Below are 21,480 nucleotides of genomic sequence, written 5' to 3' on the forward strand. Positions count from 1 at the left end.
CAACAAGTTCTACTTCGCCGGTGGCGACTACAAGGTCAGCGACAACCTGCTCGCGCAGTACTACTACGGCAACCTGGAAGACTTCTACCAGCAGCACTTCCTCGGCCTGACCCACAACTGGGCGCTGCCGGTGGGCGCACTGAAGTCCGACCTGCGCTACTTCTACAGCGACTCCGACGGCAAGAACGGCAGCGTCGCCGGCCGCCGCGAAGGCTTCCGCAGCGCGGGCAACTGGGCGACCAACGACCCGGATCGCTTCGAAGTGGACAACCGCACCTGGAGTGCGCTGTTCACCTACACCCTCGGCGGCCACGCGGCGAGCCTGGGCTACCAGCAGGTGTCCGGCGACAGCGCCTTCCCCTTCCTCAACCAGGGCGATGGCGCCACCGCCTACTTGATCACCGACCGCCAGATCGGCAAGTTCCTCAGCGCCGGCGAGCGCACCTGGGTGGCCGAGTACGGCTACGACTTCGCCAAGCTCGGCGTGCCGGGCCTGAAGGCGGTAGGGACCTACCTGAAGGGCAGCAACATCGAGACCCAGGGCAGCGACCAGGGCGAGTGGGAACGTGATTTCCGCCTCGACTACGTGCTGCAGGACGGTCCGCTGAAAGGCCTCGGCGTGTCCTGGCGCAACGCCTCTCTGCGCAGCGACGCCGCGCGTGACCAGGACGAGAACCGCCTGATCCTCAGCTACACCCTGACGCTGCTGTAAGGGCGCTGGTGGGCTGAAGCCCACCCTACAATCGCGAATAGGCTTTCGTAGGTTGGTGTAGAGCGTAGCGAAACCCAACGTTGCGGCGCTGTGACTGGCCACGTTGGGCCTCGCAGGCTCGGACCAACCTACGGGACCGCTGCGCGGCCCTTGGCGAATGAATTCGCCCCTACAGGGAAGTGCCTGGCCTGAACGCCGGCACGGACAGCTCCCTCTCCCGCTTGCGGGAGAGGGTTGGGGAGAGGGGCTTTTGTAGGTTGGGCAGAGCGCAGCGAAGCCCAACGAGGTCGGTCGCGAATTCGCGTGTTGGGCTTCGCGTAGCTCAGCCACAACCTACGGTTCGATCAAGCCGGGAGCCTCATTCCAGAGGCTTTCCCGGGTTTTTCACGACTGCATTTCAATAGCTCATAAAGTAATAAATAAATCGTTATTTATTCTTTTTAATTTTCAACGCGACTCCGCATAGTGAGCCCCACGGAACGACACCCAGACACAGGAGCAGCACCATGAGTATCCGCCTCGGCGACATCGCCCCCGACTTCGAACAGGAATCCAGCGAAGGCCGCATCCGCTTCCACGAGTGGCTGGGCAGCAGCTGGGGCGTGCTGTTCTCGCATCCGGCCGACTTCACTCCGGTGTGCACCACCGAGCTCGGCTTCACCGCCAAGCTGAAGGATGAGTTCGCCGCTCGCGGGGTCAAGGCGATTGCCCTTTCCGTCGATCCGGTGGATTCCCACCACCGCTGGATCGAGGACATCAACGACACCCAGGGCACCCTGGTGAACTTCCCGATCATCGCCGACGCCGACCGCCAGGTGTCCGACCTGTACGACCTGATCCACCCGAACGCCAACGACACGCTCACCGTGCGTTCGCTGTTCATCATCGACCCGAACAAGAAGGTGCGCCTGATCATCACCTACCCGGCCAGCACCGGGCGCAACTTCAACGAAATCCTGCGGGTGATCGATTCCCTGCAGCTGACCGACAACCACAAGGTTGCCACCCCGGCCAACTGGCAGGACGGCGACGACGTGGTGATCGTCCCCTCGCTCAAGGATGAAGACGAGATTCGCCAGCGCTTCCCGCGCGGCTACAAGGCGGTCCGGCCGTACCTGCGCCTGACCCCGCAACCCAACCGCTGATTCATCCGGCGCCTCGCGCGCACTGAACGACCCCCGCCTTACTCACCCGCCAACGGGAAGCAGGCAACGACACCACAAGCAAAGTCATGAGGAGAGCGCCATGCGCACCATCACTTTGCGTCGGAGCCTGGCTGCCCTGTTCGCGGCTGCCCTGGCTTTCGGCGCCATCACTCAAGCACAGGCCGAGACCCTGCGGATCGGCTACCAGAAGTACGGCACCCTGGTGCTGCTCAAGGCCAAGGGCACGCTGGAGAAGCGTCTGGCCGAACAGGGCGTTGAGGTCAAATGGACCGAATTCCCCGGTGGCCCGCAGCTGCTGGAAGGCCTGAACGTCGGTTCCATCGACTTCGGCGTGACCGGCGAAACCCCGCCGGTATTCGCCCAGGCGGCAGGTGCCGACCTGCTCTACGTGGCCTATGAGCCGCCGGCCCCGCAGAGCGAGGCGATCCTGGTGCAGAAGGGTTCGCCCATCCAGTCAGTGAAGGAACTGGCCGGCAAGAAGGTCGCCCTGAACAAGGGTTCCAACGTGCACTACCTGTTGGTGCGCGCCCTGGAAGAGGCCGGCCTGAAGTACAGCGATATCCAGCCCGTGTATCTGCCACCGGCCGACGCCCGCGCCGCCTTCGAGCGCGGCAGCGTGGATGCCTGGGTGATCTGGGACCCCTTCCAGGCCGCCGCCGAGAAGCAACTGGAAGCCCGCACCCTGCGCAATGGCGAAGGGCTTGTGGATAACCATCAGTTCTACCTGGCCACCCGCACCTATGCGCAGAAGCATCCGCAGGTGATCAGCACCCTGATCGAGGAAGTGCGCGCCGTGGGCGAGGACTCCAAGGCCGATCCGGACAAGGTCACCGAACAGGTCGCGCCGCTGCTGGGCCTGCCCAAGGACATCACCTCCATCGCGGTGAAGCGCCAGGGCTACGGTGCCCAGCCGCTGAGCCCGGAGGTCGTCACTGCGCAGCAGAAGATCGCCGACACCTTCACCGCGCTGAAGCTGATCCCGAAAAAACTCAGCATCGCCGACGTGATCTGGACGCCGCCTGCCAAGGTCGCGCAGCAGTGACTTGAACCCCTCTCCCGGAGGGAGAGGGGACACCTTTAAGGAGACGACTCCATGAGCTTGAACATCTTCTGGTTCCTGCCGACCCACGGCGACGGCCACTACCTCGGCACATCCGAGGGCGCCCGCGCCGTTGACCACGGCTACCTGCAGCAGATCGCCCAGGCGGCCGACCGCCTCGGTTTCGGCGGCGTACTGATCCCCACTGGGCGTTCCTGCGAGGACTCCTGGCTGGTGGCCGCTTCGCTGATCCCGGTGACCCAACGCCTGAAGTTCCTCGTGGCCCTGCGCCCCGGGATCATTTCGCCGACCGTGGCGGCGCGCCAGGCGGCGACCCTGGATCGCCTGTCCGGTGGCCGCGCGCTGTTCAACCTGGTGACCGGTGGCGACCCGGACGAACTGGCTGCCGATGGCCTGCACCTGAACCATGCAGAACGTTACGAAGCCTCCGTGGAGTTCACCCGTATCTGGCGCCGTGTTCTGGAGGGCGAAACCGTCGATTACGACGGCAAGCACATCCAGGTGAAGGGCGCGAAATTGTTCTACCCGCCGCTGCAGCAACCGCGTCCGCCGCTGTACTTCGGTGGTTCTTCCGAGGCCGCCCAGGACCTGGCGGCGGAACAAGTTGAGCTGTACCTGACCTGGGGCGAGCCGCCGGCCGCGGTGAAGGAGAAGATCGAGCAGGTACGCGCCAAGGCCGCCAAGCAGGGCCGCACGGTGCGCTTCGGTATCCGTTTGCATGTGATCGTGCGCGAGACCAACGAAGCCGCCTGGGCCGCCGCCGACCGCCTGATCGAAAACCTCGACGACGCGACCATTGCCAAGGCCCAGGCTGCCTTCGCCCGTTTCGATTCCGTGGGCCAGCAACGCATGGCCGCCCTGCACAACGGCAGGCGCGACCAGCTTGAAGTCAGCCCCAACCTCTGGGCCGGCGTCGGCCTGGTGCGTGGCGGTGCCGGTACCGCGCTGGTGGGCGATGGCCCGACCGTGGCGGCGCGGGTGAAGGAGTACGCCGACCTCGGCATCGATACCTTCATCTTCTCCGGCTATCCGCACCTGGAAGAGTCCTATCGCGTTGCCGAATTGCTGTTCCCGCATCTGGACGTGGCCCGTCCGCGCATCAACGACGGCTTGGCCTTCGTCAGCCCGTTCGGCGAGATGGTGGCCAACGAGGCGCTGCCCGAAGCCAAGCTGGCATCGCAGAGCTGAGGGCGCGGGGATGAAACTCGATTCCATACTCCTGCGCCTCGCGCCCTGGGCCTTGCCCGTGGCGCTGCTGGCGATCTGGCAGGGCGCGGTCGTCACTGGCCTGCTCTCCACCCGCATCCTGCCGGCACCGAGTGCGGTGCTGGCGGCGGGCTGGGACCTGCTGTCCAGCGGCGAGATCTGGACCCACCTGGCCATCAGCGGCTGGCGCGCGGGTATCGGCTTCGCCATCGGCGGCGGCCTCGGCTTGCTGCTGGGCTTCATCACCGGCCTGTCGAAGTGGGGCGAGCGCCTGCTGGACAGTTCGGTGCAGATGATCCGCAATGTGCCGCACCTGGCGCTGATTCCGCTGGTGATCCTGTGGTTCGGCATCGATGAGTCGGCGAAGATTTTCCTGGTCGCCCTCGGCACCCTGTTCCCCATCTACCTCAACACCTACCACGGCATCCGCAACGTCGACCCGGCGCTGGTGGAAATGGCCCGCAGCTATGGGTTGTCCGGTTTCGCGCTGTTCCGCCAGGTGATCCTGCCCGGTGCGCTCCCGTCGATCCTGGTAGGCGTGCGTTTCGCCCTCGGCTTCATGTGGCTGACGCTGATCGTCGCCGAGACGATTTCCGCCAGCTCGGGCATCGGCTACCTGGCGATGAACGCCCGCGAGTTCCTGCAGACCGATGTGGTGGTACTGGCGATCCTGCTCTATGCGGTGCTCGGCAAGCTGGCCGACGTCGCCGCCCGTGGGCTGGAACGTGTCTGGCTGCGCTGGCACCCGGCCTACCAGGCCAAGGGAGGTGCCGCATGACCGCTCTGCATGCACCTCAACGCCTCAAGCGCGGCATTCCGCTGGCGCTGCGTGGCATCGGCAAGTCCTTCGGCGAGCGTGAAGTGCTCAAGGGTATCGACCTGCTGATTCCGGCCGGCCAGTTCGTCGCCGTGGTCGGTCGCAGTGGCTGCGGCAAGAGCACCCTGCTGCGGCTGTTGGCCGGGCTGGATCAGCCTTCCCGTGGCGAACTGCTGGCCGGTTCGGCACCGCTGGAGGATGCCCGCGAGGACACGCGCCTGATGTTCCAGGATGCGCGCCTGCTGCCCTGGAAGCGGGTGATCGACAACGTTGGCCTGGGCCTCTCCGGCGACTGGCGCCCGCGCGCCCTGGAAGCCCTGGAAGCGGTGGGCCTGGCCGACCGTGCACAGGAGTGGCCGGCAGCGCTTTCCGGCGGCCAGAAGCAGCGTGTAGCTCTGGCCCGCGCGCTGATCCACCAGCCGCGCCTGCTGCTGCTGGACGAACCGTTGGGTGCGCTGGATGCCATGACCCGCATCGAGATGCAGCAACTGATCGAACGCCTGTGGCAGCAGCACGGTTTTACCGTCCTGCTGGTGACCCATGACGTGAACGAGGCAGTGGCCGTCGCCGACCGGGTGATCCTGATCGAGGAAGGTGCCATCGGCCTTGATCTGCCGGTCGAGTTGCAGCGCCCGCGAGCCCGTGGCTCGGCGCGCCTGGCCGCGCTGGAAGCCGAAGTACTGGACCGGGTGCTGTCACTCCCGGCCGCGCCACCGGAACCTGAACCCGTTTCCCCCCTGCCCACGCAACTGCGCTGGGCGCTTTGACCCAAACCCCATACCCCCGAGCAAAGGAATAACCGCCATGACCATCAAAGCCATCAACGTCCGCAACCAGTTCAAGGGCACCATCAAGGAAATCATCGAAGGTCCGGTGCTTTCCGAGATTGATGTACAGACCGCCGCCGGCATCGTCACCTCCGTCATCACCACCCGCTCCGTGCGCGAGCTGGAGCTGGGCATCGGCTCCGAGGTGATCGCCTTCGTGAAATCCACCGAGGTGTCGATCGCGAAGCTGTGATTCGCGGGCGCTCAAGGCGCTTTTCCTGTGGGGGCGAATTCATTCGCTGAGGACCGCGCAGCGGTCCGCGACCTTGTAGGGCAGTCCTGCGGACTGCTTAGCGAATGAATTCGCCCCCACAAGAGCAATGCCCCTGCAGTTTCGCCCCTACAAAAACAAACCCCCGCAAGTGCGGGGGTTTGTTCATTCCAGCTTCACTCAGCGCTTTTGCGGCGCCGGCTGCTGCTGCGTGATGCAGTGGATGTTGCCGCCGCCGAGGAGAATCTCGCGGCCGGGCACCATCACCACTTCGTGCTGCGGGAAGATGCGCTTGAGGATGGCTTCGGCCGTGGCGTCCTTCGCGTCGTCGAACTTCGGCGCAACGATGCCGCCGTTGACGATCAGGAAGTTCACGTAGGAACCGGCCAGGCGGATCGACGGATCGCGTTCCTGGGTGCCTTCCACCAGGTCCACGCCCGCACATTCTTCCTCGGTGGCGTAGATCGGGCCGGGGATCGGCATCTTGTGCACCACCAACTGGCGGCCCTTGGCGTCGCGGGCGTGTTCCAGCACCTTCATGGCGGCCTGGCAGCGCGGGAAGTTCGGGTCGTGCGGATCGTCGGTCCAGGCCAGCAGGACTTCGCCCGGGCGCACGTAGCAGCAGAAGTTGTCCACGTGGCCGTCGGTTTCGTCGTTGTAGAGGCCATCCGGCAGCCAGATCACGGTCTGCACCGCCAGTTGCTCGCGCAGCACCGCCTCGATTTCCTCACGGGAAAGGTGCGGGTTGCGGTTCTTGTTCAGGAGGCATTCTTCGGTGGTGATCAGGGTGCCTTCGCCGTCCACGTGGATCGAACCACCTTCCAGCACGAAGCCATCGGTGCGGTAGCGCTTGCTGCATTCGATCTCGAGGACCTTGCGCGCCACCTGGTCGTCGCGGTTCCAGGGGAAGTAGAGGCCGCCATCGAAGCCGCCCCAGGCGTTGAAGGTCCAGTCCACGCCGCGGACGTCGCCACTGTCGTTAATCACGAAGGTAGGGCCGGTATCACGCACCCAGGCATCGTCGGTGCTGATTTCCACGACGCGGATGTTCGGCTCGTCGAGGCGCGCGCGGGCGTTCTCGTACTGGCCGGCGGACACGCAGATGGTCACCGGCTCGAAGCGGGCAATGGCCTTGGCCACAGCGGTGAAGGCCGCTTGCGCGGGTTTACCGCCAAGGCGCCAGTTGTCCGGGCGCTCCGGCCAGACCATCCAGGTGCGGGTATGGGGTTCCCATTCGGCCGGCATGCGGAAGCCGTCGTCACGGGGGAGGCTGTTCAGAGTGTTCATCGATCCACCATCGGTATGGAATGGGGCAGGGGCCAACCTGCTGGCGAACAGTGCATCGCCATCAGGCTGGCCCCTGTTTTAACTGTCAGGACTCGAGGGAGCCGTCCAGGGTCTTGATCGGGGAGTATAGGTTCGGGCGACGGTCGCGGAACACACCCCAGGCGCTGCGCACGTGCTCGAGTTTGTCCAGGTCGAAGCTGTGCACCAGGATGCCTTCCTCGGTCTCGTTCAGTTCCTCGACTTTCTTGCCGAACTGGTCGGCGATGAACGAGGAGCCGTAGAAGGTGATGTCGTAGCCGTCCTGCTCTTCCTTGCCGATGCGGTTGGATGCCACCAGCGGCATCAGGTTGGCGCCGGCGTGACCTTGCTGCACGCGCTGCCAGTGGTCACGGGAGGTGATGTTGGCGTCGTGCGGCTCGCTGCCGATGGCGGTCGGGTAGAAGAGGATTTCGGCACCCAGCAGGGCCATGCTGCGCGCGGCTTCCGGGAACCACTGGTCCCAGCAGATGCCCACGCCGATCTTGGCGTAGCGGGTGTTCCAGACCTTGAAGCCGGTGTCGCCCGGGTTGAAGTAGTACTTCTCGTGGTAGCCGGGGCCGTCCGGGATGTGGCTCTTGCGATAAACGCCAAGGTTGGAGCCGTCGGCATCGATGATCGCGATGCTGTTGAAGCGCGCGCGGCCGGCCTGCTCGAAGTAGCTGATGGGCAGCACGACCTGCAGCTCACGGGCGACGTTCTGGAAATGCGCGATGGCTTCGTTGGTTTCGGTCGACGTCGCCAGCTGCAGGTAGTCCGGGTTCGGCTTCTGGCAGAAGTAAGGGGTCTCGAAGAGCTCCTGGATCAGGATGATCTGCGCGCCCTTGGCCGCGGCTTGGCGAACCAGTTTCTCGGCGTTGGCGATATTCGCGCCGCGATTCCAGGAACAGGCCATCTGCGTGGCGGCGACGGTAACAATGCGGGACATGAAACACCTCGTCAGTACGAATAAGGGCCGGTTGCCGGATATCTATCGGCAATCGGTGGTTTTTCCGTGCTGGCGGAGTGTGCCGCCGTGCGGATGGTGACTTTATATCCGATAAAAATCTGCTTTCAAAGCGAGATTTATCTATCGAAGGCTGAATTCCGATTTATTTGCGGATAAATATCGGATTTGTGTTGGCTCAGATTTCCTGCGGTGCCGCTCGCTTCGGCAGGTAGGGCGGCAGGTACAAACCCAGGTAGGCATCGAACACACGCATGCCTTCCTCGGCCAGGCGCGGGGTGATTTCGCCGTGCAGTTGCACCGAGCGGGCGTAGACGCGGTCGCCCAGTTCCATGGCCAGGGCGAAGACGTCGACATCGTCGGGCAGCACCGGCAGCTCGAAGTGACGTTCGAACAGGGCATGCATGAGCCGTCCCAGTTCGATGTCGTGCTGGCGGTCGGCCTGGGTGACTTCGGTGAGACCGTGCTGGGCGAGGATCAGCTGACGCGCGGCAGCGTCGGCGCCGTAGATCGACAACATCCGTTCCTCCACCAGTCGCGACAGGTCGTGCCAGTGGCGCAGGCCTTCGTGCTCGATGGGCTCCTGGAGGCAGGCGCGGAAAGCCGCGTGGATATCCGCGGTGAGGGCTTCGAGGATCGCCGGGACGCTGGAGAAGAAGTGGTAGACAGAAGAGGGCGGCATTTCCGCGCGCTCGGCGACGCTGTAGATCGACAGGTTGGCCACGCCCTGTTCCGCGAGCAGGGTGCGGGCGGCATCGAGAATCCCGGCGATGCGCAGCTGGCTGCTGGCGCGGGGCTTGCGAGCGGTGGCGTGGCGCGGCATGGGTAGCTCCTTTCCGAAGAGCCGCTATTGGACGCCAGGCGGTGGTTCAGGAGCAAGAGAGCGATGAATGTCCCCCTCTCCCGCTTGCGGGAGAGGGGGATGTATTCGCTGCTCGTAGGAGCGGGCTTGCCAGCGAATGGCTCCTTTTCGCTAGCAAGCTAGCTCCTACAAGGCGCCTTACTGACCCTCGCGGAAGGCGGTCCAGACTTCGTCACGGGTCGCGCTGAGCTTCTCCGGCACGGGCTCGACCGGGAACAGGCGCCGCTTGGTGTCCTTGTCCGGGTACAGGCCCGGCTGGTTGCGCAGGGACTCGTCCAGGTACTGGCGGGCGTCGGCGTTGCCGCTGGGGTAGAGGGTCGCGCCGGTGACCTTGGCCGCAACCTCTGGGCGCAGCATGAAATCGATGAACCTGTGCGCGAGGTCGGCACGGTTGGCGCTGGTGGGAATCGCCAGGTTGTCGATGAACAGCACAGAGCCTTCGTCCGGGACCATGAAGGTCACCGGCTGGCCGGCAGCGGCAGCGTTCAGGGCGTCACCGACCCAGGCCATGGCGACGCAGAGCTTGCCGGCGTTGAGGTCGGCGATATAGCGCTCGCTGTCGATGTAGCGCAAGTTCGGTCGCAGTCCGGTGAGGGTCTCGGCGCTGCGCTTGAGACGGCTCGGCGCACTGCGGGCGAGGTTGCGGCCCTGGTAGTTGAGCAGCACGGCGAGGGTCTCGTCGGGGGCGTCCAGCAGACTGATGCCGCACTGGCCGAGGCGCGCACTCTGCTCGGCATCGAACAGCAGGCTCCAGCTGTGGGGCAGCGGGCCGCCGAAGGCCTTTTCCGCCTGGGGCGTATTCACGGCCAGGCCGACAGCGCCCCAGAGGTAGGGCACGGCGTGCTGGTTGTTCGGGTCCATCGCGGCCAGCTTGCTCAGCAGCTGTTTGTCCAGGTGCTGGCGGTTGGGCAGGCGAGAGAAGTCCAGGGGCTGGAGGCGACCTTCCTTGATCAGTCGGGGCAAGTCGTTATGGGAGGGCACGGCAACGTCGATGGGCTCGCCGCTGGTCAGCGCCTTGTCCAGTTCATCGGCGCTGCTGAAAGTACGGTAATCGACCTTGATGCCGGTCTCTTTCTGGAACGCTTCCAGCACCTCCGGGGCGATGTAGTCGTTCCAGTTGTAGACACGGATCAGGTCTTCGGCCTGGGCCAGTGCGGGGAGCAATGCGAGCAACAGTGGGGCGAGCAAACGGGGCATGACGTCCTCCCTGGTAGAGCATGCGGGTTCTGTTTGTTCAGGCGTGCGGGTGCCGCAAGGCGTCGGCAGCCGGAATGACGCGCCGCGCCGGGTGTTGCAAAGGTTGCAGATACAACAACGCCGGCCCTGGGGCCGGCGTTGTGGACTCGCTTACACGGTATGCAGGTACCAGTTGTACTCGAGGTCGGAGATGGAGTGTTCGAACTCCTCCAGCTCGCTTTCCTTACAGGCGACGAAGATGTCGATGTAATCCGGGCTGATGTACTTGGCCAGGACTTCGCTGTCGTCCAGCTCGCGCAGGGCATCGCGCAGGTTGTTCGGCAGGCTCTGCTCCAACTGCTCGTAGGAGTTGCCTTCGATAGGCGTGCTCGGCTCGATCTTGTTGGTCAGTCCATGGTGAATACCGGCCAGGATGGCCGACATCATCAGGTAGGGGTTGGCGTCGGCACCGGCCACGCGGTGTTCGATGCGCACGGCATCCGAACTGCCGGTGGGCACGCGGACCGCCACGGTGCGGTTGTCCAGGCCCCAGCTCGGCGCGTTCGGTACGTAGAACTGCGCGCCGAAACGGCGGTAGGAGTTCACGTTCGGGCACAGGAAGCCCATGGACGCAGGCATGGTCTCGAGCACACCGCCGACCGCGTGACGCAAAGCGGCGTTCTGCTCGGGATCATCTGAGGTGAAGATGTTCTTGCCGGTCTTCTTGTCGATCAGCGAGATATGCACGTGCAGACCGTTGCCCGCCTGGCCCGGGTAGGGCTTGGCCATGAAGGTGGTGTCCATCTCATGGTCGTAGGCGATGTTCTTGATCAGGCGCTTGAGCAGCACGGCGTAGTCGCAGGCCTTCAGGGCGTCTTCGACATGGTGCAGGTTGACTTCGAACTGGGCCGGGGCGCTTTCCTTGACGATGGCGTCGGCCGGGATGCCCTGGACCTTGGCACCTTCGAGGATGTCCTGCAGGCAGTCGGCGTACTCGTCGAGGTCGTCGATCAGGTATACCTGGGTCGACTGCGGTCGCTTACCCGAGATGGGCGAACGCGGCGGCTGCGGACGGCCATTAATGTTCTCCTGGTCGATCAGGTAGAACTCCAGCTCGAAAGCGGCGCAGATGGTCAGGCCGAGGTCATCGAACTTTTCCACCACACGACGCAGGACCTCGCGCGGGTCGGCGAAGAAGGGTTCGCCTTCGCCTTCGACCTCATGCATGGTCATCAGCAGTTGCGCGGTTGGGCGCTTTTGCCAGGGTTCGTCGCTGAGGGTGCTGGGGATGGGATAGCAGATGCGGTCTGCGTCGCCGATGTCCAGGCCGAGGCCGGTGCTTTCGACGGTGGAACCGTTGATATCGAGAGCGAAGATCGAAGCGGGGAGGTTGATGCCTTTCTCGTAGACTTTGGTCAGGCTGGCGCGTTCGATTCGCTTGCCTCTCACCACTCCATTCATATCTGCAATCAACAGGTCGACGAACTGGACCTCAGGATGCTCCTTAAGGAACTCGTTCGCTTCTTGAAGCTGAACGGCACGCGGGGGTACCGACATGATGCAACACCTTTTTTGTTAAAAATATCAATCACGCTCTATCTAAGGTGTGAGTCAATCCGAATCACCCCTTGATGTCAAGCGAGCCCTATTTTGCCCCAAAAATGGGCTCGATGGCCAGTTTTGGGGCGTTCTGGGGCATCCGAACCTCTCTCCGAACCTTGTTGGCTGCGGTGCTCAGCGGGGCGTGTTCAATTTTTTACAGCCCTATTGTGTAAAAAAATGAACAACGCTAAGCTCGGTCGAAACCCAAATCAGACAAATAATACGGGTGTCTCATGTCTCGCCTGCCGTTGATCGGCGTATCCGCTTGCACCAGAGAGATCGGTCCTCAGACCTATCATATAGCTGGTGAGAAGTATCTGCGTGCGGTAGCGGTCGGAGCCGGTGGAATTCCGCTGGTAATTCCGGCCCTGGCTGAACTGATGGACCAAGCGACGCTCCTGGCCAGCCTGGACGGTCTTCTCTTTACCGGCTCCCCGTCGAATGTGGAGCCCCATCATTATCAGGGCCCCGCATCCGAGCCCGGCACCCGTCACGATCCCGCCCGGGATCGCACTACTCTTCCTCTGGTCCGTGCGGCCATCGCCGCCGGTATTCCCGTTCTGGGCATCTGCCGTGGTTTCCAGGAAATGAACGTGGCCTTTGGCGGCACCCTGCACCAGCGTGTGCATGTAGTAGAAGGATTCATGGACCATCGCGAGCCGGCCGACCAGCCGTTCGAGGTGCAATACGCTCCCCGGCACCCGATCCAGGTGCAGTCGGGTGGCGTGCTCGACGGCATCGGCTTGCCGTCAGAGATTCTAGTCAACTCCATTCATGGCCAGGGCGTTGAACGTCTGGCGCCGGGCCTGCGTGTAGAGGCTCTGGCGCCTGATGGGTTGGTCGAGGCCTTTTCGGTCGAAGGCGCCAGGAGCTTTGCCCTTGGGGTGCAGTGGCATCCCGAATGGCAAGTGCAGACCAACCCGAACTATCTCGCCATCTTCCAGGCCTTTGGTGAGGCTTGCAGGGAGAAGGCGGGGAAACGCTGAGCGGGAGAACTCTTCAGGAAACCGGCGAAGTTGCCGTGTCGCGCAGTTCGGACTGTACTGATTCGCGGCGGTACCTCGATGGGCGTGAATGCCACGAACCTGCTGATGCCTCCTAGTGAAGCTCTCAACCCTGAGGTCTTTATGACTACCAAGCTCGACCAGCTGACCAGCTGGCTGAAAGAACGCAAAATCACCGAAGTTGAATGCATGATCAGCGATCTTACCGGCATTGCCCGCGGTAAGATTTCGCCGACCAACAAGTTCCTGGACGAGAAGGGCATGCGCCTCCCCGAGAGCGTGCTGCTGCAAACCGTGACCGGCGACTATGTTGAGGACGACATCTATTACGAGCTGCTCGATCCGGCGGACATCGACATGTTCTGCCGTCCGGACCAGAGCGCTGTCTACCTGGTGCCCTGGGCCATCGAGCCCACCGCCATGGTTATCCACGACACCTTCGACAAGCAGGGCAACCCCATCGAGCTGTCCCCGCGCAACATCCTGAAGATGGTGCTCAAGCTGTACGCGGATAAAGGCTGGAAGCCCATCGTCGCGCCGGAGATGGAGTTCTACCTGACCAAGCGCTGCGACGACCCAGACTTCCCGCTGCAAGCCCCGCTGGGCCGTTCGGGCCGCCCGGAAACCGGTCGCCAGTCCTTCTCCATCGATGCGGCGAACGAATTCGACCCGCTGTTCGAGGACATGTACGACTGGTGCGAGACGCAGGACCTGGATCTCGACACCCTGATCCACGAAGAAGGCCCCGCCCAGATGGAAATCAACTTCCGTCATGGCGATGCCCTCGACCTGGCCGACCAGATCCTGGTGTTCAAGCGCACCATGCGCGAGGCCGCCCTCAAGCACAACGTGGCGGCGACCTTCATGGCCAAGCCGATCACCGACGAGCCGGGCAGCGCCATGCACCTGCACCAGAGCGTGGTCGACATCAATACCGGGAAGAACATCTTCTCCAATGATGACGGCTCCATGAGCGAGCTGTTCCTGAGCCACATCGGCGGCCTGCAGAAGTACATCCCCGAGGTCCTGCCGCTGTTCGCGCCGAACGTGAACTCCTTCCGCCGTTTCCTGCCGGATACCTCCGCGCCGGTGAACGTGGAGTGGGGCGAGGAGAACCGCACCGTGGGCCTGCGCGTACCTGATGCCGGTCCGCAGAACCGCCGTGTGGAAAACCGCCTGGCCGGCGCCGACGCCAACCCCTACCTGGCCATCGCCGCCAGCCTGCTGTGCGGCTACATCGGCATGGTGGAAGGCGTGAAGCCGAGCGCACCGGTCAAGGGCCGTGGCTATGAACGCCGCAACCTGCGCCTGCCGCTGACCCTCGAGGCAGCACTGGAGCGCATGGAGTCCTGCCGGGACATCGAGAAATATCTGGGCGGCAAGTTCGTGACGGCCTATGTGGCGGTCAAGCGTGCCGAGCATGAAAACTTCAAACGGGTGATCAGCTCCTGGGAACGTGAGTTCCTGCTGCTCTCCGTCTGATCCGGAACGGAGGCCGGTCGACCCGGTCGGCCCTCCAGACGTGTGTTTACTGAGGTATAGAAATGAACAGCCAAGTGACCAACCCCAAGACCCTTGAATGGCAAGCGCTCGGTCGTGACCACCACCTGCCGCCGTTCACCGACTACAAGGCGTTGAATGCCAAGGGTGCGCGGATCATCACCAAGGCCGAAGGCGTGTACATCTGGGATAGCGAAGGCAACAAGATCCTCGATGGCATGGCGGGCCTGTGGTGCGTCAACGTCGGCTACGGCCGTGAGGAGCTGGTTCAGGCGGCTACCCGGCAGATGCGTGAACTGCCCTTCTACAACCTGTTCTTCCAGACCGCGCACCCGCCGGCAGTGGAGCTTTCCAAGGCGATCGCCGAGATCGCGCCGGAAGGTATGAACCACGTGTTCTTCACCGGTTCCGGTTCGGAAGCCAACGACACCGTGCTGCGCATGGTCCGCCACTACTGGGCGATCAAAGGTCAGCCGCAGAAGAAAGTCATCATCGGCCGCTGGAACGGCTACCACGGCTCCACCGTGGCCGGTGTCAGCCTCGGCGGCATGAAGGCCCTGCACGAGCAGGGTGACCTGCCGATTCCCGGCATCGAGCACATCGCCCAGCCCTACTGGTTCGGCGAGGGTGGCGACATGGCGCCGGCCGAATTCGGCGTCTGGGCCGCCGAGCAGCTGGAGAAGAAGATTCTCGAAGTGGGCGAGGACAAGATCGCTGCCTTCATCGCCGAACCCATCCAGGGTGCCGGTGGCGTGATCGTCCCGCCGGAAACCTACTGGCCGAAGATCCGCGAGATCCTCGCCAAGTACGACATCCTGTTCATCGCCGACGAAGTGATCTGCGGCTTCGGCCGTACCGGCGAATGGTTCGGCAGCCAGTACTACGGCAACGCCCCGGACCTGATGCCGATCGCCAAGGGCCTGACCTCGGGTTACATCCCCATGGGCGGCGTGATTGTCCGTGACGAGATCGTCCATACCCTGAATGAGGGTGGGGAGTTCTACCACGGCTTCACCTACTCTGGTCATCCAGTGGCGGCGGCGGTTGCGCTGGAGAACATCCGCATCCTGCGCGAAGAGAAGATCGTCGAGAAAGTGAAGGCTGAAACGGCACCGTATTTGCAGCAGCGCTGGCAGGAGCTGGCCGACCATCCGTTGGTGGGCGAAGCGCGCGGTGTCGGCATGGTGGCGGCGCTGGAACTGGTCAAGAACAAGCAGACCCGTGAACGCTTCGCCGGTGGTGTGGGGATGCTGTGCCGTGAGCACTGCTTCCGCAATGGCCTGATCATGCGCGCGGTGGGTGACACCATGATCATCTCGCCGCCGCTGGTGATCAGCAAAGACGAAGTCGACGAACTGGTGACCAAGGCACGCAAGTGCCTGGACCTCACCCTGGCTGAAGTCAAAGGCTAAGAAAAAGAGGGCTTGATGGTGGCATTTAGGGACGCCGCCTGTTGTAAGCAAGCCCTCTACCTTGCCAGACTTCGCCGGTGCGTTGGCCAGGCTCACCGAGTGGTGACGTATTCGGTACGACGCCACTCGGACACTTCAACAAAAATGGAGCTACCCGCATGATCAAAACCTTCGGCAAGACCCTGCTCGCCATGACCCTGGCGGGCGCCGTGGCCGGCATGGCCCAGGCTGACGACAAAGTTCTGCACGTCTACAACTGGTCGGACTACATCGCGCCGGATACGGTCGAGAAGTTCACCAAGGAAACCGGCATCAAGGTCGTCTACGACGTCTTCGACTCCAACGAAACCCTCGAAGCCAAGCTGCTGGCCGGAAAGTCGGGCTACGACATCGTGGTGCCGTCCAACAACTTCCTCGCCAAGCAGATCAAGGCCAAGGTCTATCAGCCGCTGGACAAGTCCAAGCTGCCGAACTGGAAGAACCTGGACCCGAACCTGCTGAAGACCGTCGAAGTTTCCGATCCGGGTAACCAGTACGCCTTCCCCTACATGTGGGGCTCCATCGGCATCGGCTACAACCCGGACAAGGTCAAGGCCGTACTGGGCGATAACGCTCCGGTCGATTCCTGGGACCTGCTGTTCAAGCCGGAAAACATCGAGAAGCTGAAGGCCTGCGGCGTTTCCTTCCTCGACTCGCCGACCGAGATCCTGCCGATCGCGCTGAAGTACCTGGGCCACGATCCGCTGAGCCAGGACCCGAAGCAGCTGAAGGAAGCCGAGGCGCTGTTCCTCAAGATCCGTCCGCACATCACCTATTTCCACTCCTCCAAGTACATCTCCGACCTGGCCAACGGCAACCTCTGCGTGGCAGTCGGTTACTCGGGTGACGTGTACCAGGCCAAGTCCCGCGCCGAAGAGGCCAAGGGTGGCGTGAAGGTCGCCTACAACATTCCGAAAGAAGGCGCAGGCACCTTCTTCGACATGGTCGCCATTCCGGCTGATGCCGCGAACACCGAAGCCGCCTATGCGTTCATGAACTTCCTGATGAAGCCGGAAATCATGGCCGAGATCACCAACGAGGTGCAGTTCCCTAACGGCAACGCTGCTGCGACTGCGCTGGTCGACGAGGCGATCCGCAAGGACCCGGGCATCTATCCGACCGCGGACACCATGGCCAAGCTCTACGCCTTCCCGGACCTGCCGTCCAAGGTGCAGCGCGCTATGACCCGTACCTGGACCACCATCAAGTCGGGCAAGTAAGCACGGCTGCCGTGCCCGGCGGGGACATCCCCGCCGGTGCCCGGACCGCGCTGCGCAACACCACGAGTTGACTGGCCCCGGTTGCTGGAATGACCCGGGCTTCTTCCGGCTCCGCCGGATAACAGAAGAGGACGAACCTGTGCACTTCCCCATCCGCAAGATGATGATCACTGCCGCCGCCACACTGACCCTGGTTTCCCAGGTCCAGGCGGATCAGACGGTGCATATCTACAACTGGTCGGACTACATCGGCGAGACCACCCTGGCGGATTTCCAGAAGGAAACCGGCATCAAGCCGGTGTATGACGTCTTCGACTCCAACGAGACCCTGGAAGGCAAGTTGCTGGCGGGCCGTACGGGCTACGACCTGGTCGTGCCGTCCAACCACTTCCTCGGCAAACAGATCAAGGCGGGCGCGTTCCAGAAACTCGACCGCAACCAGCTGCCCAACTGGCAGAACCTGGACCCCAACCTGCTCAAGCAGCTCGAGCGCAACGACGCAGGCAATCTCTACGCCGTTCCCTACCTGTGGGGTACCAACGGCATCGGTTACAACGTCGAGAAGGTCAAGGCCGCGCTCGGCGTCGACCACATCGATTCGTGGGCGGCGATCTTCGAGCCCGAGAACATCAAGAAGCTCAGCCAGTGCGGCGTGGCCTTCCTCGACTCGGCCGATGAGATGATCCCCGCCGTGCTGAACTACATGGGCCTCGACCCCAACAGCACCAACCCGGACGACTACAAGAAGGCCGAAGAGAAGCTGTTGGCGGTACGTCCCTACGTGACCTACTTCCACTCGTCCAAGTACATCGGCGACCTGGCCAATGGCGACATCTGCGTCGCCGCCGGTTTCTCCGGTGACATCTTCCAGGCCGCCTCGCGCGCCGAGGAAGCCGGCAAGGGCATCCAGATTGCCTACGCGATCCCGAAAGAGGGCGGCAACCTCTGGTTCGACATGCTGGCCATCCCGGCCGATGCGGCGAACGCCAAGGAAGCCCACACCTTCATCAATTATCTGCTGAAGCCCGAAGTGATCGCGAAGGTCAGCGATTACGTCGGCTATGCGAACCCCAACCTCAAGGCTGGGGAGTTCATGGATCAGGAAGTGCGCACCGATGAGTCCGTCTACCCGCCACAAGCGGTGCTGGACAAGCTCTATGTTTCGGCGGAGCTGCCGCCGAAGGTCCAGCGGCTGATGACCCGCAGCTGGACCAAGGTCAAGTCGGGCAAATGATGCAAAACCGGCACGCCCGTAGTGTGGCGGGCGCGTCGGATCAACCCAGGCGGTGTCAGGCAGGGAGCCTGATTCACGCCCATGCTGTACAAACCCGCCCGGCCGCGGTGGCCGGGTAGCAATTTCTGGGAGTGTGGTAATGGCAATAGCCTCCGGTGCCTACAAGAAAGCCCTTGAGGGCAACCAGCAACCCAAAGAGGTGCTGGTAAAGATCGACCGGGTAACCAAGAAATTCGACGAGACGGTGGCCGTGGACAGCGTGTCCCTGGACATCAAGAAAGGCGAGATCTTCGCCCTGCTCGGCGGTTCCGGTTCGGGTAAATCAACCTTGCTTCGGATGCTTGCGGGCTTCGAGCGGCCGTCTGAAGGACGCATCTTCCTCGACGGTGTCGACATCACCGACATGCCGCCCTACGAGCGCCCGATCAACATGATGTTCCAGTCCTATGCGCTCTTCCCGCATATGACTGTTGCGCAGAACATCGCCTTCGGACTCAAACAGGACAAGCTCCCGGCCGCCGAGGTCGACGAGCGCGTCAACGAGATGCTCAAGCTCGTGCAGATGACCCAGTTCGCCAAGCGCAAGCCGCACCAGCTGTCCGGTGGCCAGCGTCAGCGCGTGGCCCTGGCCCGCTCGCTGGCCAAACGTCCGAAGCTGCTGTTGCTCGACGAGCCCATGGGCGCGCTGGACAAGAAGCTGCGCTCGCAGATGCAGCTGGAACTGGTGGAAATCATCGAGCGCGTGGGCGTGACCTGCGTGATGGTGACCCACGACCAGGAAGAGGCCATGACCATGGCCCAGCGCATCGCGATCATGCACCTGGGTTGCATCGAGCAAATCGGCAGCCCTGTGGATATCTACGAGACGCCCATCAGCCGCCTGGTGTGTGAGTTCATCGGTAACGTCAACCTCTTCGATGGCGAAGTGGTGGAAGACCACGAGGCCCATGCGTTGATCGCCTGTCCGCAACTGGAGCGTCCGATCTTCGTCGGCCACGGCGTGACCACCTCGGTGCAGGACAAGCGCATCACCTATGCCCTGCGTCCCGAGAAGCTGCTGGTGACCACCGAGCAACCGACCTGCGAGTACAACTGGTCGCGCGGCCGCGTCCACGACATCGCCTACCTGGGCGGTCACTCGGTGTTCTACGTCAAGCTGCCGAACGGCTCGGTCGTCCAGTCCTTCGTCGCCAACGCCGAGCGCCGTGGCGCCCGTCCGACCTGGGATGACGAAGTCTTCGTATGGTGGGAAGACGACAGCGGCGTGGTACTGCGGTCATGAGAACTTCCAAGCTGAAAGACCTGTTGCCGACCGGCCGGCACCTCGTCATCGGGGTACCGTTCTTCTGGCTGTTCCTGTTCTTCCTGCTGCCCTTCGCCATCGTGCTGAAGATCAGCTTCGCCGAAGCCGACGTGGCGATCCCGCCGTACACGGAGATCTACACCTGGGCTGAAAGCCAGCTGCAGGTCGTCCTCAACCTGGGCAACTACGTGATGCTCAGCGAAGACGAACTGTACCTGGCGGCCTATCTGGGCTCGTTGAAGGTCGCCTTCCTCAGCACGTTGCTGTGCCTGTTGATCGGCTACCCCATGGCCTACGCCATCGCCCGTGCCAGCAAGGAAGCGCAGACCGTGCTGCTGCTGCTGATCATGATGCCGACCTGGACCGCGATCCTGATCCGCGTCTACGCCTGGATGGGCATCCTCAGCAACAACGGCCTGCTCAACAGCTTCCTGATGGGACTTGGCCTGATCGACGAGCCGCTGCAGATCCTCAACACCAACCTGGCGGTGTACATCGGTGTCGTCTATTCGTACCTGCCGTTCATGATCCTGCCGCTCTACGCCAACCTGGTGAAGCATGATCCGAGCCTGCTGGAGGCTGCTTCGGACCTCGGTTCGAGCACGTTCAACAGCTTCTGGAAGATCACCGTGCCGCTGTCGAAGAACGGCATCATCGCCGGCTCCATGCTGGTGTTCATCCCGGTGGTGGGCGAATTCGTGATCCCGGAACTGCTCGGCGGCCCGGAGACCCTGATGATCGGCAAGGTGCTGTGGCAGGAGTTCTTCAACAACCGCGACTGGCCGGTGGCGTCCGCCCTGGCAGTGGTGATGCTGGCGATCCTGATCGTGCCCATCATTCTCTTCAACCGTAACCAAGCGAAGGAACTGGAGGGCAAAGTATGAAACGCTTCAGTTTCTCCAACCTGATGCTGTGGGCAGGCCTGCTGTTCATCTACCTGCCGATGGTCATCCTGGTGATCTACTCCTTCAACGCCTCCAAGCTGGTGACGGTCTGGGGCGGCTGGTCGGTGAAGTGGTACGTGGGTCTGCTGGATAACACCCAGCTGATGAACTCGGTGGGCCGCTCCCTGGAGATCGCCATCTACACCGCAGTTGCCGCTGTAGCCCTGGGTACCCTCGCTGCCTTCGTGCTGACCCGCATCCCGCGTTTCCGTGGCCGCACCGTGTTCGGCGGCATGGTCACCGCGCCGCTGGTAATGCCTGAGGTGATCACCGGTCTGTCGCTGCTGCTGCTCTTCGTGGCTATGGCGCAACTGATCGGCTGGCCCCAGGAGCGTGGCATCGTGACCATCTGGATCGCCCACACCACCTTCTGCTCGGCCTACGTGGCCATCGTGGTGTCGGCGCGACTGCGTGAACTGGACCTGTCCATCGAAGAAGCGGCCATGGACCTGGGCGCGCGTCCTTGGAAGGTGTTCATCCTGATCACCATTCCGATGATCGCGCCGTCCCTGGCGGCAGGCGGCATGATGTCGTTTGCCCTGTCCCTGGACGACTTGGTACTGGCGAGCTTCGTCTCTGGTCCCGGTTCCACCACCCTGCCGATGGAGGTCTTCTCCGCCGTGCGCCTGGGCGTGAAACCGGAGATCAATGCCGTGGCCAGCCTGATCCTGCTGACGGTCTCGCTGTTCACCTTCTTTGCCTGGTACTTCACACGCCGGGCCGAGGAGCGTCGCAAGCGCGCCATCCAGCAGGCGATGGAAACCATGGCCGAGGAAGCTGCTTCCTCCAACTGGAAACCGGCTGCCACCCAGGCTGCCTGATCCAGTGCTGAAAAAACAAAGGCCACCTTCGGGTGGCCTTTGTCGTTTCAGGGCGCTGGGAATCTTGTCCTGTGGGAGCGAATTCATTCGCGATT

The 21,480-nt window shown here is 63.0% G+C and carries 20 protein-coding genes; 15 read left to right on the plus strand and 5 right to left on the minus strand.

Going from position 1 to position 21,480, the window contains the following annotated elements:
* The 7 genes from E8E95_RS04695 to E8E95_RS04725 all read left to right on the plus strand — a co-directional run.
* Window positions 1–712 (plus strand): OprD family outer membrane porin (locus tag E8E95_RS04695; RefSeq protein ID WP_280348522.1); only part of this gene is annotated, 712 nt, incomplete at its 5' end.
* A gap of 506 nt (window positions 713–1,218) precedes the next feature.
* The gene (locus tag E8E95_RS04700; RefSeq protein WP_077524082.1) at window positions 1,219–1,857 is read left to right on the plus strand and encodes a peroxiredoxin; all 639 of its coding nucleotides are present in this window, start codon (window positions 1,219–1,221) and stop codon (window positions 1,855–1,857) included.
* A gap of 100 nt (window positions 1,858–1,957) precedes the next feature.
* Window positions 1,958–2,920 carry a sulfonate ABC transporter substrate-binding protein gene (locus E8E95_RS04705; protein WP_077524083.1) on the plus strand — a complete coding sequence of 321 codons (963 nt, stop codon included), beginning with the start codon at window positions 1,958–1,960 and terminating at the stop codon, window positions 2,918–2,920.
* A gap of 51 nt (window positions 2,921–2,971) precedes the next feature.
* Window positions 2,972–4,126: an FMNH2-dependent alkanesulfonate monooxygenase gene (gene ssuD / locus E8E95_RS04710; protein WP_280348526.1), complete on the plus strand. Its 1,155-nt coding sequence runs from the start codon at window positions 2,972–2,974 to the stop codon at window positions 4,124–4,126.
* Window positions 4,127–4,136: 10 nt separating this feature from the next.
* Window positions 4,137–4,922 carry an aliphatic sulfonate ABC transporter permease SsuC gene (ssuC, locus tag E8E95_RS04715; RefSeq protein ID WP_280348528.1) on the plus strand — a complete coding sequence of 262 codons (786 nt, stop codon included), beginning with the start codon at window positions 4,137–4,139 and terminating at the stop codon, window positions 4,920–4,922.
* Complete coding sequence (ssuB, locus tag E8E95_RS04720; protein ID WP_280348530.1) at window positions 4,919–5,728, plus strand: aliphatic sulfonates ABC transporter ATP-binding protein; 810 nt, start codon at window positions 4,919–4,921, stop codon at window positions 5,726–5,728. Before ssuC ends, ssuB begins: the two co-directional genes overlap by 4 nt.
* 37 nt (window positions 5,729–5,765) lie before the next feature.
* Window positions 5,766–5,981: a molybdopterin-binding protein gene (locus E8E95_RS04725; RefSeq protein ID WP_003455791.1), complete on the plus strand. Its 216-nt coding sequence runs from the start codon at window positions 5,766–5,768 to the stop codon at window positions 5,979–5,981.
* A gap of 198 nt (window positions 5,982–6,179) precedes the next feature.
* Here the strand turns inward: E8E95_RS04725 and aguA are convergent, their stop codons facing one another.
* From aguA to E8E95_RS04750, 5 genes are all read right to left on the minus strand, one after another.
* The gene (gene aguA / locus E8E95_RS04730) at window positions 6,180–7,286 is read right to left on the minus strand and encodes an agmatine deiminase (RefSeq protein WP_280348532.1); all 1,107 of its coding nucleotides are present in this window, start codon (window positions 7,284–7,286) and stop codon (window positions 6,180–6,182) included.
* Between the two features lie 85 nt (window positions 7,287–7,371).
* The gene (aguB, locus tag E8E95_RS04735) at window positions 7,372–8,250 is read right to left on the minus strand and encodes an N-carbamoylputrescine amidase (RefSeq protein WP_280348534.1); all 879 of its coding nucleotides are present in this window, start codon (window positions 8,248–8,250) and stop codon (window positions 7,372–7,374) included.
* 196 nt (window positions 8,251–8,446) lie between these two features.
* Window positions 8,447–9,091 (minus strand): TetR/AcrR family transcriptional regulator, encoded by a 645-nt coding sequence (locus E8E95_RS04740; RefSeq protein ID WP_280348535.1) that lies wholly within the window; start codon window positions 9,089–9,091, stop codon window positions 8,447–8,449.
* A gap of 177 nt (window positions 9,092–9,268) precedes the next feature.
* Complete coding sequence (locus E8E95_RS04745) at window positions 9,269–10,327, minus strand: polyamine ABC transporter substrate-binding protein (RefSeq protein ID WP_280348537.1); 1,059 nt, start codon at window positions 10,325–10,327, stop codon at window positions 9,269–9,271.
* Window positions 10,328–10,477: 150 nt separating this feature from the next.
* Window positions 10,478–11,863, minus strand: coding sequence for a glutamine synthetase family protein (locus E8E95_RS04750; RefSeq protein ID WP_077524091.1), 1,386 nt, complete (start codon window positions 11,861–11,863; stop codon window positions 10,478–10,480).
* 278 nt (window positions 11,864–12,141) lie between these two features.
* On the opposite strand from E8E95_RS04750, the gene E8E95_RS04755 reads away from it, so the two are divergent.
* The 8 genes from E8E95_RS04755 (at window position 12,142) to E8E95_RS04790 (ending at window position 21,385) form a co-directional block, all read left to right on the plus strand.
* Window positions 12,142–12,894 carry a gamma-glutamyl-gamma-aminobutyrate hydrolase family protein gene (locus E8E95_RS04755; protein ID WP_280348539.1) on the plus strand — a complete coding sequence of 251 codons (753 nt, stop codon included), beginning with the start codon at window positions 12,142–12,144 and terminating at the stop codon, window positions 12,892–12,894.
* Window positions 12,895–13,035: 141 nt separating this feature from the next.
* Entirely contained in the window at window positions 13,036–14,394 is a 1,359-nt protein-coding gene (locus E8E95_RS04760) for a glutamine synthetase family protein (RefSeq protein WP_280348541.1), read from the plus strand.
* Window positions 14,395–14,456: 62 nt separating this feature from the next.
* Window positions 14,457–15,824: an aspartate aminotransferase family protein gene (locus E8E95_RS04765; RefSeq protein WP_280348543.1), complete on the plus strand. Its 1,368-nt coding sequence runs from the start codon at window positions 14,457–14,459 to the stop codon at window positions 15,822–15,824.
* Between the two features lie 158 nt (window positions 15,825–15,982).
* On the plus strand, window positions 15,983–17,083 hold the full coding sequence (locus E8E95_RS04770) for a polyamine ABC transporter substrate-binding protein (RefSeq protein WP_280348544.1): 1,101 nt from the start codon (window positions 15,983–15,985) through the stop codon (window positions 17,081–17,083).
* Between the two features lie 160 nt (window positions 17,084–17,243).
* Window positions 17,244–18,317 (plus strand): polyamine ABC transporter substrate-binding protein, encoded by a 1,074-nt coding sequence (locus E8E95_RS04775; protein WP_280348606.1) that lies wholly within the window; start codon window positions 17,244–17,246, stop codon window positions 18,315–18,317.
* A 139-nt stretch (window positions 18,318–18,456) separates the two neighbouring features.
* Entirely contained in the window at window positions 18,457–19,599 is a 1,143-nt protein-coding gene (gene potA / locus E8E95_RS04780) for a polyamine ABC transporter ATP-binding protein (RefSeq protein WP_280348546.1), read from the plus strand.
* A 23-nt stretch (window positions 19,600–19,622) separates the two neighbouring features.
* Entirely contained in the window at window positions 19,623–20,504 is an 882-nt protein-coding gene (locus E8E95_RS04785; RefSeq protein ID WP_280348608.1) for an ABC transporter permease subunit, read from the plus strand.
* Complete coding sequence (locus tag E8E95_RS04790) at window positions 20,501–21,385, plus strand: ABC transporter permease subunit (protein ID WP_280348547.1); 885 nt, start codon at window positions 20,501–20,503, stop codon at window positions 21,383–21,385. The genes E8E95_RS04785 and E8E95_RS04790 overlap by 4 nt, the downstream gene beginning before the upstream one ends.
* Window positions 21,386–21,480 lie beyond the last annotated feature (95 nt).

The sequence above is a fragment of the Pseudomonas sp. BN414 genome (assembly GCF_029871275.1).
Taxonomy (GTDB): Bacteria; Pseudomonadota; Gammaproteobacteria; order Pseudomonadales; family Pseudomonadaceae; genus Metapseudomonas; species Metapseudomonas resinovorans_C.